Raw genomic sequence first — 12,594 nt, forward strand, 5'->3', positions numbered from 1 at the left:
GTCGGCACCGAGCAGCGGCGCCGCGTCGATTCAGATCGCGACGTCCGGTCTGTCCGAGAGTCGCGGGTCCCGGATGCACGGCACAATCATGGCCGGCCCGGCACTGTTGTGCAGCACCCCCTGGGACGTGGAGCCCAACAGCATGCCCGCGAATCCGCCGCGACCGCGGGTCCCCGTGACCACCAGTTGGTTCTGGGCCGAACGTTCCACAAGGACGTGGATGGGGGATCCGTCCACGAGCTCGCCGGTGATGTCCAGGTTCGGGAAGTGCCCGCGCAGCCACCGCACGCCGGCGTCGATCGCGGCCTGGATCTCCCCGCGCAGGTTGTCGAAGTCCACGGGCGAGGGCAGCCACGCGGAGGATCCGGAGTCCGACGGCGCGGCGCACACCACGGTCAGCGGCACCCCGAGCTGTCCGGCCTCCTCCGCGGCCCACAGCATCGCGGAACTCGCCTGTTGGGAACCATCCGAGCCCACGGTCACACCGTCCACGAACGCCTGACGGCGGCTCACGTTCTCGTGCAGTTGGTACTCCCTGCCCCACTGAAGGGGGATGATGCCCACGGGGCAGTGCGCGTGGGCGGGCACCGCGGTGGACACCGAACCCAGCAGGCGGCCGATCAACCCGCCCCGACCGCGGGAACCCAGGACCAGCAACTGGGCGTCCTCGCTCAGTTCGAGCAACACGTCGGAAGGGTCCCCGGCCTGGACGGTGGACCGGACGTCCACGTCCAATTCGGCCACGCGGCGTCGTGCCTCGCCCGCGAGGTCCTCCACGGCACGGTTCATGGCGGTGTCGTCGAACGCCGCGTACCCCACGTCGAACGTGGACCCGCCGAACATGGGCACGGAGTAGGCAGTGACCATGTGGAGGGGCGCGCCGCGCCGTCGGGCCTCACGAGCGGCCCAGTGCAGGGCGCCCATGCTCTGCTCGGAACCGTCCACACCCACGACGATCTCGGCCTCACGTGCGTTCATGGTGCTCCCTCCCTGGGCAGGATGTCCTGGTGCCAGCCTAGTCGTGTGCTCCCCCACACCGCGGAGGCGGTGAGATGATGGACGAGCCCCGGGGCGTGCTCCACGCAGCGCGTCCCGGAGGACGACATCGAGGGGCCGAGCCCCCGGAACGGAGGCGAGCCATGAGCGCAAGAGCCGAGCACCCCACCATGGCGGCGCAGGTCAGGGGCGGCACGTGGCGGTCGTGGGGCGGCAACCTTACCTTCAAGCCGGCCGTGACCGTGCGCCCCACGGACTCAGACCAGGTGCTGCAGGTTCTCCAGGAGGCCGCCTCGCAGGGCGTGGCGGTGCGCCCGGCCGGGTCCGGGCACAGCTGCTCCCCTCTGGTCCCCACCGGGGGCGTGCTGCTGGACACCTCGGCGCTCAAGGGTCTGGTGTCCGTGGACGAGGACCACCAGCGGGTCACGGTGTTTGCCGGGACCACGCTGCAGGAGCTGAACCTGGCCCTGGAGCAGCACGGGCTGGCGCTGGCCAACCTGCCCGACTCCACGCACATGAGCGTGGGCGGAGCACTGGCCACGGGCACCCACGGCACGGGGCTGGGCCAGCCATCGCTGGGCGGGCAGGTGGTCGGGCTGAGCCTCGCAACCCCGGGGGGCGAGCTGATCTCCTGCTCCGAGACCCACCGCCCCGAGCTGCTCGACGCCGCCCGGGTGAACCTGGGCGTGCTGGGCGTGGTGGTCTCCGTGACGTTCCAATGCGTCAACGCGTTCCGGCTGCACTGCGCCGAGTTCCGCGAGCCGATCGGATCCCTGCTGGACACCATGCAGGAGCGGATGTCCGCCGCGGACCACTTCGAGTTCTCGTGGATGCCGGGCACCACCGTAGCCCACACCCGTATCCTGAGCCGGTTGCACCGCCTCCCGGACACCTACACGCGCCCCGCCTCGCTCATCTCCCGGGCGCTGCGACGCACGGACGACGCCGTCCTGCGCACCTCCCTGACCGCCGGGCTGGGCCGCGTAGGGAACCTGATCCCGCGTGCGGTGAGCCGGCTCAACCGGATCGAGTCCCTCGCGGAGAGCTCCCGGCGCTACACGGACGTGTCCTACCGCGTGTTCACGGTGGCCCGCCCGGTGCGCTACGTGGCCGCCGAGTACGCCCTACCGCTGGAGGCCACCGCCTCCGCGGTGCGCGAACTGCGCACCCTGGTGGACGCGCACGTGTACGACCTCGCGTTCCCCATGACCGTGCGCTGCTCCCCGCCGGACCAGGGGCACCTCTCCCCCGCGGGAGGCCGATACACGGGGTGGATCAACCTGCGCCAGTACGGCCGGCGACCCAGCCAGACCTTCCTCACCGCCGCCGAGCAGATCCTTGTGGACCACGGCGGCCGCCCCCACTGGGGCACACTGCACACCCGCACCGCCGAGGAACTCGCGCCCCTCTACACACAGTGGGACGAGTTCCTCACTCTGCGCGCCGCCATGGACCCCCAGGGCACCCTGCTCAACCCCCACCTCCGGAGGCTGCTGGGACTCTAATGCCCGCTCGTTCCGCCCCTGCGCGGAGCCTTCACCGCTTAGAGCAGACCGTCGGCTTCGAGGAGCGGACGGACGCCCTCGCCGAACCAGTAGGCCTCCTCGAGGCACGGGTATCCGGAGAGCACGAACTCGTCGATGCCCGCGGCAACATACTCCGCCATGAGGTCGGCCACCTCCCGGTGGGACCCCACCATGGCCGTCCCCGCTCCACCACGCAGTAGGCCCACTCCTGCCCACAGGCCGGGGTGGACCTGCAACTTGGTCGCGGAACCACCGTGCAGATCCAGCATCCGGCGCTGCCCCTCGGACTCGGAACGGCGCAGCGCTTCCTGCTGCTCCTGGATCATCCGTTCGTCCACGCCCGCGAGCATGCCCTCGGCCACCGCCCATGCCTGAGCCGACGTCTCCCGCGAAATGGTGTGCAGACGGATGCCAAAGCGCACGTCGCGTCCGCGTGCCCTGGCGAGTTCACGGATCCGGTCGATCTTCTCCTTTGCCTGTTGCGGTGGTTCGCCCCACGTGAGGAAGACATCCGCGTGTTCCGCAGCCACGGTGGCCGCAGCTGCGGAGGAACCCCCGAAGTACACCTGCGGACGGGGCGCAGGCGGGAAGTCCAGCCTGGCCTGCTCCACGGCGAGGTGCTCACCTCGGTAGTCGAAGGGTGGCTCGTGATCCCACAGACGGGACACGATGTCCAGGAACTCTCCGGTCCGAGCGTAGCGACCGTCTTTGTCCAAGAAGTCCCCGAAGGCGCGCTGCTCGGTGGACTCCCCGCCGGCCACCACGTTGACGTTGAGCCGTCCCCCCGTGAGGTCCTGGTACGTGGCCGCCATCTGGGCCGCCAGGGTGGGGGACATGGCTCCGGGACGCAACGCCACGAGGAACTTGAGTCTTTCCGTGTGCTGGGAGATGGCGGCCGTGGTCAACCAAGCGTCCTGGCACCACAAGCCCGTGGGCGAGAGCACGGATTCGAAACCGTTGTATTCCGCCGCCTGCGCCACCTGCACCAGATAGGGCAGACGCGGCCCACGCAGGGTCTCCGTGGCCTGAATCCTCGCCCCGTGCCCTCCGCCCACGATGCCGCGGGAATCCGACGCGGTAGGGAGGAACCAGTGGAGGGACATCGGGGCCATGGGAAACACTCCTGTCGTAACTGTCCGGTCCAGGCCACGCTACGACTGACGGAGCTGAGGCTCACGCGTCACGTCACTCAAGGACACACAACCGATCCCACCCCGCGCCTGGGCAGGCGTCGACCCAAGGGCGTGCAGGGGAGGACGACCCGATGGGCGCTACTGCTGGACAGCTCCGCGGGAGACCGCCACCATCTCGTCCCGCTCCACGACCTTGACGCGCTCGCGGGGGTTGCCTTCGGCGTCATGGGAGGACTGCCCCAGGCTCTGTTCGTACTCGTCCAGCACAAGCCAGCCATCCCACGTGGTGTACTGCACGCCCTTGTCCTCGAGCAGTTCCACCACGGCCTCGAGCTGCGGGTGATCCGGATCCGCGAGGGACGCGCGGTCCTCCATGATGTGGTTCACGGTCTCGAGGGCGTCCGACTTGGTGGCCCCGATCAGACCCACGGGGCCGCGCTTGATCCAGCCCGTGGCGTACACGCCGGGAACCGGGGAACCGTCTGCCTCGATCACGCGGCCCTCCTCGTTGAGGATCACACCGCGTTCGGGATCGAACGGCAGCTCGGGCAGGGGCGAGCCCAGGTACCCGATCGCGTGGTAGACGGCCTGCACGGGGAACTCGGTGTACTCGCCCGTGCCGGTCACGGAGGCGTCCCCGTTGAGCCGGGTACGTTCCATGCGGATGGCGCGGACCTTGCCGTTCTCGTCCCCGAGGATCTCGTCCGGGGTCTGCAGGAAGTGCAGGTGCAGGCGGCGGGACGCCGTCTTGGGGGAATCATCCTCGCGCCACTTCTGCAGCGTCTTCATCATGACCTTGATCTGGTTGTTCTCGGCCATGGCCTTCTCGGAGGCCTCGTCGAACTGGAAGTCGTCGTCGTAGACCACGATGTCCACGTCACGGGACTTAGCGAGCTCACGCAGTTCGAGCGGCGTGAACTTGATCTGGGCCGGACCGCGGCGGCCGAAGATGTGCACGTCCGTGACCGGGGACTTGCGCAGCCCCTGGTACACGTTGCCCGGGATCTCGGTCACGAGCATGTCCTCGGCGTGCTTGGACAGCACGCGAGCCACGTCCAGGGCCACGTTGCCGTTGCCGATCACCGCGATCTCCTTGGCCTCGAGCGGCCACGTGCGCGGGTAGTCGGGGTGGCCGTCGTACCACGCCACGAAACGGGCGGCGCCGTAGGAGCCGTCCAGGTCCGCGCCGGGGATCTGCAGCGGCGCGTCGTTGACCGCGCCCGTGGCGAAGATCACGGCGTCGTAGTGGGTCAGGAACTCCCCGAGGGTGATGTCCTTGCCGTACTCCACGTTGCCGAAGAACCGAATGTCACCGCGGTCCAGGATGGAACGCAGCGCCGTGATGATGCCCTTGATCCGGGGGTGGTCCGGGGCCACGCCGTAGCGGATGAGCCCGAACGGGGTGGGGTAACGGTCGAAGAGGTCAACGCTCACCTCGAGCTCACCCTCACGGACCGCCTCGGTCTTGGTGAGCATGTCCGCGGCGTAGATGCCGGCCGGGCCTGCGCCGATCACGGCCACGCGCAGCGGACGTTGGGTGTTGGAAGTTGTCACGGAATTCCTTTCGACGCGCACGCGTGTCTCACGTGCTTGCAGGGACTTGGATCAACGGTAGTGAACGCGGGTCAGTCTTGCCTAACCACGCGGAGGAGCTCGCGTGGCCGCCCGCACCACATGCGCGCCCCGCCCTGCGGAACCGGCGGGGCAGCACGGTACGCGGGCGGCGTCGTCGTAGTATTTCTACACAAACATCCCCCACCCGTCCCGTTCGGCGCCCGAACGCGCCCACCCGTGAGGATCCCTATGTCGTCATCCACCCCGCCCGCTCAGCGCAGCGAGCCCCGAGGCGGGCTGGACCGCTTCTTCTCCATCACCCGGCGCGGTTCCACTGTGGGCCGGGAGGTCCGCGGTGGCGTGGCCACGTTCATCGCCATGAGCTACATCGTGGTGCTCAACCCGCTGGTACTCGGCTACGGCCAGGACGCGGCGGGCAACACCCTGGGTGGCGCGCGGGTGGCCGCCGTGACGGCCCTGGTGGCCGGCGTGATGACCATCGTCATGGGCGTGTGGGCCCGGTCCCCGTTCGGCATGGCCGCGGGGCTGGGCGTCAACGCGTTCCTCGCCGTCACCATCGCCACCAACCCAGGGCTCACGTGGCCCGAGGTGATGGGCCTGGTGATCTGGGCCGGCGTGATCATGGTGGTGCTGGTGCTCACCGGCTTCCGCACCGCCGTGTTCAACGCGGTGCCGGCGTCGCTGAAGACGGCCATCGTGGTGGGCATCGGACTGTTCATCGCCCTGATCGGCTTCGTCAACGCCGGGTTCGTGCGCCGCATGCCGGACGCCGCCGGGACCACCGTGCCCGTGCAGCTGGGCAGCGGGGGCCAGCTCTTCGGGTGGCCCACTCTGACCTTCGTGGTGGGGCTGCTGCTGACCGTGGCGCTGATGGTGCGCAATGTGAAGGGCGGAATCCTGATCTCGGTGGTGCTCACCACCGTCCTGGCGCACGTGCTGGAGGCGGTGGCACCCTCGGGATCCTCCACCGAGAACGCGCACGGCTGGTCGCTCGTGGTGCCCGCCACTCCGGACGGGTTCTTCGGCCTCCCGGACCTCTCCCTGATCGGCTCGGCGGCGCCCCTGGAGGCGTTCCAGCAGCTCGGGGCGATCTCCTGCCTGCTGCTGATCTTCACCATCCTGCTGTCCGTGTTCTTCGACGCGATGGGCACGATGGTCGGGCTCTCCCAGCAGGCCGGTCTTGTGGCCGAGGACGGCCAGATCGAGCACGTGGACCGTGTGCTGCTCGTGGACGCGCTGGGTGCCGTTGCCGGTGGCGCCGGGTCCGCGTCCTCCAACCAGATCTTCGTGGAGTCCTCCACGGGGATCGCCGACGGCGCCCGCACGGGTCTCGCGAACGTCGTCACGGGCGCACTGTTCCTGGCTGCGATGTTCCTGACGCCGCTGGTCAGCCTGGTCCCGTTCGAGGCGGTGGCCCCCGCCATGGTCGTCGTGGGCTTCCTGATGGCCCGCAACGTCGTCGACATCGAATGGCAGGACTGGGGCGTGGCCGTGCCCTCTTTCCTCACCTTCGCCGTCATGCCGTTCACCTACTCCATCGCGGACGGCATCGGTGCGGGCTTCGTCTCCTACGTCTTCATCCGTCTCGTCCAGGGCCGCGCAAAGGACGTCCACCCGCTGATGTATGTGGTGGCGCTGGCCTTCGTGATGTTCTTTGGCGTGGGCGTCATTGAGGGCTGGGCGGCCTGACGCCCGTTCCCTGACGACGACGGCGCTACGCGGCGTCGTCTCCGCCCGTCACCGGCCCCTCCGGGATCGGGTCCGCCGGCTTGTCGTGCCACGGCTGGGTGCCGGCGGCCAGTTCGCGGCACCACGCGGTGTCCTTGTACTGGGCCGGCAGGGAACCGCCGAGCAGCTCGCGGGCCAGCGCGGCGGCGTCGGCGGAACCGGCCTGCGGCAGCGGTGCGTGGGAAGCGGCGAGCACCACGTTGCCGTAGCGGCGGCCCTTGAGCATCGCCGCGTCCGCCACGGCGGCCACGTGCTCGAAGACCTCCAGCAGCGCCGCGATCTCCGCGCGCGTCCCCTTGAGGTTGCGGGTGTCCCCCACGTTGAGCAGGTAGAGCCCGGCCGGGGCCATCACCCGGTCCACGTGGTGCGCGAACTCCAGTGTGCGCAGGTGCCCAGGCGTCTGCTCACCGGCGAAGACGTCGCGGATCACCAGGTCCCGTGACCCCTCAGTGAGGGACTCGGTCACCGCGCGGGCCTCCCCCGCCCGGATCCGCAGCAGGGGCGCGCGGGGCAGCTCCAGCCACTCGCGCACCAGGCGGGCGAGGGCGGCGTCGAGTTCCACGACCACCTGCCGCGCCTGCGGGTAGCGCCACGCGAGGTAGCGGGCCATCGAGCACGCGCCGCCGCCCAGGTGCAGCACGCGTAGCGCGGTGGGATCCAGGCGGGAAGAGACGTGCTCCTCGGCCACCGTGGAGAACCAGCGCATGTACTCGAACTCCAGCTGCTCCGGGTGGTCCGGAACGATGTGCGAGGACGGCACCCCGTTCACGCGCAGCACCCACGCGCCGGGCACGTACGTGTCCTGCTGCAGCTCCACAGTGCCGGTGTCCGTGACCCAGGTGCGCTCCACGAGACCGGGGGCGTCCGACGACGTCACCCGCGCGGGTTCAGCAGCCTGCTTCCGGTTCTTCTTCTGGCCTTTCCTGCTCACAGAGCGCGGCGAGGGGTCACTGTCGGCCGTCCGCGGACGGTTCGCTCCGCTCGGCGGCGTGCTTGCCTGCAGTGCGTTGAGCCGCCGAATCCTGGCCGTTGGCATCCTGCCCGACGGCGCCGTCGGAACCGCCTGCCGTGATCCCGCGGCGCTCCTTCGAGCGGCCAAGTTCGTGGCTGTGCAGCGCGGACTCCAGGCGCTCGAGCTTGCCCGTGAGCTCACCGGTGTGGCCGGGGCGGATGTCCGCCTTGAGCACGAGCGAGACGCGCGGGCCGTACTCGGCCACGGCGGCGGTGGCCTCCTTGACCACCGCCATGCACTCGTCCCACTCACCCTCGATGGTGGTGAACATGGAGTCGGTGCGGTTGGGCAGTCCCGACTCGCGCACCACGTGGACGGCCGCGGCGACGGCGTCGTGGACGGAGGCATCGGGATTGTCCCCACCGCTCGGGGAGACTGAGAAGGCAACCAGCATGTGACCAGTGTGGCACCGGCACTGCGCGGGCGCGACCCCCGCCCCGGTCCATAGACTGGAGGCACAGCCGACCGATCGCGAGGGAGCACGTTCCATGACGCAGGGCATCTACATTTCCGCCATGACACCGCGGAGCGGCAAGACGCTGGTGGCACTGGGCCTCGCGGACACCATGTTCAAGCGCACGGACGCCCTGGGTTTCTTCCGTCCGGTCTTCGACGGCGCGGCACCGGAAGACGACTCCGTCCTGCAGCTCATGAAGCGCACCTTCGACCTCCCGGACTCCCGGTGCCGGGGCGCGGTGTCTCTGGAGCGCTGCCGCGAGATCCTCGCCTCAGGTGAGCACGACGACCTCGACTCCGCCGCCATGGCCGTGTACTCCGAGATGGCGCTGGAGTGCGATGTGCTCGTCGTGGACGGCACCGACCTGCTGGCCCACAACGCGGTCACCGCCGAGTTCGACCTCAACGCCCGCCTGGCCAACAACATGGGCTGCTCCGTGGCCGCGGTGATCGGAGCCCACGAGTCCGGGCGTGTAAAGGACGTGCTCAACGCGATCGACGTGACCCGCACTGAGCTGCGCCAGGCCGGGTGCGACATCTACGCCGTGATCGTCAACCGCGCGGACCCGGAGCAGGCGGAGCAGATCCGCCGGGAGGCCAAGCCCGGCAACCACAACCTCCCCGCGTACGTGATCCCGGAGATCCCCGCGATCTCGAACCCCACCGTCGCCGAGCTCGTGGATGCCCAGGGCTACGGCACGGACTTCAACTCCACGTCCCTGGACCGCGACATCAAGGCCGTGAAGGTGGCCGCGATGACCGCCGGGAACTTCCTGGACCAGATTGCGGACGGGGACCTGGTGATCACCCCCGGGGACCGGACGGACGTGGTCTCGGCAACCCTGGCGTCGTCGTTGGCGCCCACGCTGCCGGTGCCCGCCGGGATGCTGCTGACCGGAGGCTTCCGGCCCGCCGGCGCGGTGGGCTCGCTGCTGGCCGCGGCGCCGTTCCCCGTGCTGACCACCGACCAGGACACGTTCTCCACCGCGGAGGCCGTGGGCACCACGCGCGGTACCCTGGCCGGCGCCCACTCCCGCAAGATCGCCGCCGCGCGCGGCGCGTGGGCCGAGTACGTGGACAGCGACGAACTCTCCGACCGGCTCTCCCTGCCGCGACCCGTCAAGCGCACGCCGCTGCGTTTCCTCCACGAGCTCGTGGAATCCGCGCGCGCGGACCGCAAGCACATTGTGCTGCCCGAGGGTGACGACCCCCGCATCCTGCGCGCCGCGGAGATGATCCACCGCCGCAACTTCTGCGACCTCACCGTGCTGGGCGAACCCGAGAGCGTCCGGGCGCTCGCACAGTCGGAGGGCATCGATCTCGACTTCGACGCCGAGGGTCTGCACGTCGTCGACTTCCAGCACGACGCCGCACTGCGCGAGAAATACGCCGACGAGTACGTGAAACTGCGCTCCCACAAGGGTGTGAGCAAGGAACAGGCCCTCGAACGGATGACCGACGGTTCCTACTTCGGGACCATGATGGTGCAGATGGGGGACGTGGACGGAATGGTCTCCGGAGCGGCCCACACGACCGCCAACACCATCCGCCCCGCCCTAGAATTCGTGAAGACCCGCGAGGGCGTACACATCGTCTCCTCCGTGTTCTTCATGCTGCTCGCGGACCGCGTGCTGGTCTACGGCGACTGCGCCGTGAACCCCAACCCGGACGAGCAGGCCCTCGCGGACATCGCCCTCGCCTCCGCCCAGACCGCCCGGGAGTTCGGAGTGGAGCCGCGCGTGGCCATGCTCTCCTACTCCACCGGCGGGTCCGGTTCCGGGGAGGACGTGGAGCGCGTACGCGCCGCGACCGACCTCGTGCGCGAGGCCCACCCCGATTTCGAGGTCGAGGGGCCCATCCAGTACGACGCTGCCGTAGACGCCTCGATAGCCAGGTCCAAGCTGCCGGGCTCGCACGTCGCGGGGCAGGCCACCGTGTTCGTGTTCCCGGACCTGAACACCGGCAACAACACCTACAAGGCCGTCCAGCAGTCCGCGGGCGCGGTGGCCGTGGGCCCCGTGCTGCAGGGGCTGCGCAAGCCCGTGAACGACCTCTCCCGCGGCTGCACCGTGGACGACATCGTCAACACGGTCGCGATCACCGCGATCCAAGCACAAACGCTGTGACGACACGGCGGCCCCGCGCGCGGGGCCGCCGTGTCCGCGTTGGTGACGCAGCGGCGTCGTCAACCCCGAACTCCGCCACTGGCAACCGCGGCCCGCGCGCCGCCGAAGGGAAACCACCATGCTCGTACTGGTCGTCAACTGCGGCTCGTCCTCCATCAAGTATCAGGTGCGGGAGGTCGAACCGGCGGACGGGGAACCGCAGGCCTACACTTCCTCCATGCCCGCGATCGACGAGAACGTCCCCCTCGCCACGGCCACGGCGGGAATGGCCGGCGGCGAGGTGATCACCAAGGGGCTGATCGAGAACATCGGCACGTCGGAGATCCAGGACCACACCCAGGCCCTGGAAATCCTCGCCCAGCGTCTGGACGAAGAGCTCGGCGGGCGCACCATCGACGCCGCGGGCCACCGCGTGGTGCACGGCGGCGAGCGCTTCTCCGCCCCCGTGCTGGTGAACAACGAGATCATCCGGGCGATCGAGCGGCTGGCCCCGCTGGCACCGCTGCACAACCCCGCGCATGCCCTGGGACTGCGGGCCATCCAGAAGACCTATCCGGGGATGCCCCAGGTGTGCGTGTTCGACACCGCCTTCCACCGCACGATGCCCGAGAAGGCCTGGCGCTACGCCGTCCCCGAGCAGTGGTACGAGCTACACGGGATGCGCCGCTACGGTTTCCACGGCACCTCGCACGACTACGTGACCGGCAAGGCTTGCGAGTTCCTGGGCATCCCGCGGGAACAGTTCAACACCGTGGTGGCCCACCTGGGCAACGGCGCCTCGGCCACCGCCATCCGCGAGGGCCGCTCCTACGACACCTCCATGGGCTACACCCCCCTGGCCGGACTGGTCATGGGCACCCGTAGCGGGGACCTGGACCCCTCCGTGGTCACCGCCATGCTGGAGCGCAACCCCGGGATGAGTGCCCAGGACATGAACCGAATCCTCAACAACGAGTCCGGTCTGCAGGGCGTCTGCGGGGACTCGGACATGCGGGCCGTGGCGCAGCGGGCCAGCTCCGGGGACCGGCGGGCGCAGCTCGCACTGGACATGGCCGCCTACCGCCTGGCGAAGTACATCGGCGGCTACCACGTGGCAGTCGGTGGAGCCCACGCGCTGATCTTCACCGCGGGCATCGGCGAGAACTCCCCCAAGTTCCGCGCCCTGGTGTGCGACCAGTTGGGCGCGCTCGGGATCACCCTGGACCCCACGCTCAACGAGGCCCCCCGGGGGGACGTGGCCCGCATCAGTGCGGAGACCTCCGCAATCGAGGTCCTCGTGGTGGCCACGGACGAGGAGCGGGCCATCGCGGAGGCCACGGCCGGGCTGGTGTGGGAGCGGGTCAAGAAGTAACACCTCGCGCACCAGACCCCCCACGCCCCGCCCCCGCAATCGCGTGCTTTAACGGAGCAGGTGCCATCTACTGTTCGGTAGACGGCACCTGCTGAGTTTTTGCAGCGCGCGGGGCGGCACCGACGGGCGGATCAGCCCTGCTTGGTCACCGGCTCCTGCGCGGACCACGGGAAGACAATCCACTCGTCCGTGGACTTCCAGGAGAAGTCCGGACGGACCTCCGAGCGGGGCTTCTCGTAGACCACGGCGGAGCGGCACTCGGCGCCATAGCCGCGCAGCAGCTCCAACACGAGGGAAAGGGTGCGTCCGGAGTCCACGACGTCGTCCACCACCAGCACCTTCTTGTCACTGATGGAGTCCGTGTCCAGCATGGGGGCGAGCAGCACCGGGTCCGGAAGGGTCTCGTGGACGTCCGTGTAGAACTCGACGTTCACGGCGTCAGAGAGCTTCACGCCCATGGCGTAGGACAGCGCCCCGGCGGGCAGCAGACCACCGCGCGCCACCGCGATGATGATGTCTGGGACGAATTCCGAGTCCACGATCTGCTGGGCGAGTTCCCGGGTGGCGGTCCCGAACCCCTCCCAGGTCAGGATTTCCTTGTTGTCCAGTTCGGTGGAGTCCGCGTGAAAGGCCATTCCCGTAGGGTAGTCGGTTTTGCGCGGCGGGCACTGCACGCGCCGCGCCCGCCTAC

At 69.5% G+C, this 12,594-nt stretch carries 9 protein-coding genes and 1 pseudogene; 4 read left to right on the forward strand and 6 right to left on the reverse strand.

Translation table 11 applies throughout. The features are described from left to right. Window positions 1–30: 30 nt before the first annotated feature. Complete coding sequence (locus J1M36_RS04810) at window positions 31–978, reverse strand: universal stress protein (RefSeq protein WP_206478757.1); 948 nt, start codon at window positions 976–978, stop codon at window positions 31–33. A gap of 161 nt (window positions 979–1,139) precedes the next feature. On the opposite strand from J1M36_RS04810, the gene J1M36_RS04815 reads away from it, so the two are divergent. After that, window positions 1,140–2,501 carry a D-arabinono-1,4-lactone oxidase gene (locus tag J1M36_RS04815; protein WP_231885557.1) on the forward strand — a complete coding sequence of 454 codons (1,362 nt, stop codon included), beginning with the start codon at window positions 1,140–1,142 and terminating at the stop codon, window positions 2,499–2,501. 38 nt (window positions 2,502–2,539) lie between these two features. Here the strand turns inward: J1M36_RS04815 and J1M36_RS04820 are convergent, their stop codons facing one another. Both J1M36_RS04820 and J1M36_RS04825 read right to left on the reverse strand, forming a co-directional pair. Beyond that, complete coding sequence (locus J1M36_RS04820) at window positions 2,540–3,634, reverse strand: LLM class flavin-dependent oxidoreductase (RefSeq protein WP_064846455.1); 1,095 nt, start codon at window positions 3,632–3,634, stop codon at window positions 2,540–2,542. A gap of 159 nt (window positions 3,635–3,793) precedes the next feature. After that, complete coding sequence (locus J1M36_RS04825; protein ID WP_098053573.1) at window positions 3,794–5,209, reverse strand: FAD-dependent oxidoreductase; 1,416 nt, start codon at window positions 5,207–5,209, stop codon at window positions 3,794–3,796. Window positions 5,210–5,458: 249 nt separating this feature from the next. Here J1M36_RS04825 and J1M36_RS04830 point away from each other — a divergent pair, with 249 nt between their 5' ends. After that, window positions 5,459–6,919, forward strand: coding sequence for an NCS2 family permease (locus J1M36_RS04830; protein WP_206478758.1), 1,461 nt, complete (start codon window positions 5,459–5,461; stop codon window positions 6,917–6,919). Window positions 6,920–6,944: 25 nt separating this feature from the next. On the opposite strand, the gene J1M36_RS04835 is transcribed toward J1M36_RS04830, so the two are convergent. Both J1M36_RS04835 and J1M36_RS04840 read right to left on the reverse strand, forming a co-directional pair. Next, window positions 6,945–7,889: a spermidine synthase gene (locus J1M36_RS04835; protein WP_206478759.1), complete on the reverse strand. Its 945-nt coding sequence runs from the start codon at window positions 7,887–7,889 to the stop codon at window positions 6,945–6,947. A gap of 181 nt (window positions 7,890–8,070) precedes the next feature. Then, window positions 8,071–8,364: pseudogene (locus J1M36_RS04840) on the reverse strand (MTH1187 family thiamine-binding protein); the annotation flags it as partial. A 94-nt stretch (window positions 8,365–8,458) separates the two neighbouring features. On the opposite strand from J1M36_RS04840, the gene pta reads away from it, so the two are divergent. Next, entirely contained in the window at window positions 8,459–10,552 is a 2,094-nt protein-coding gene (gene pta, locus J1M36_RS04845) for a phosphate acetyltransferase (protein ID WP_206478760.1), read from the forward strand. A 118-nt stretch (window positions 10,553–10,670) separates the two neighbouring features. Beyond that, the gene (locus tag J1M36_RS04850) at window positions 10,671–11,903 is read left to right on the forward strand and encodes an acetate/propionate family kinase (protein ID WP_064846449.1); all 1,233 of its coding nucleotides are present in this window, start codon (window positions 10,671–10,673) and stop codon (window positions 11,901–11,903) included. A 131-nt stretch (window positions 11,904–12,034) separates the two neighbouring features. On the opposite strand, the gene J1M36_RS04855 is transcribed toward J1M36_RS04850, so the two are convergent. Further along, on the reverse strand, window positions 12,035–12,538 hold the full coding sequence (locus J1M36_RS04855) for a phosphoribosyltransferase (protein ID WP_064846448.1): 504 nt from the start codon (window positions 12,536–12,538) through the stop codon (window positions 12,035–12,037). Window positions 12,539–12,594: the final 56 nt, after the last annotated feature.

It is taken from the genome of Kocuria sp. KRD140, from assembly GCF_017168375.1.
GTDB lineage: Bacteria > Actinomycetota > Actinomycetes > Actinomycetales > Micrococcaceae > Kocuria > Kocuria marina.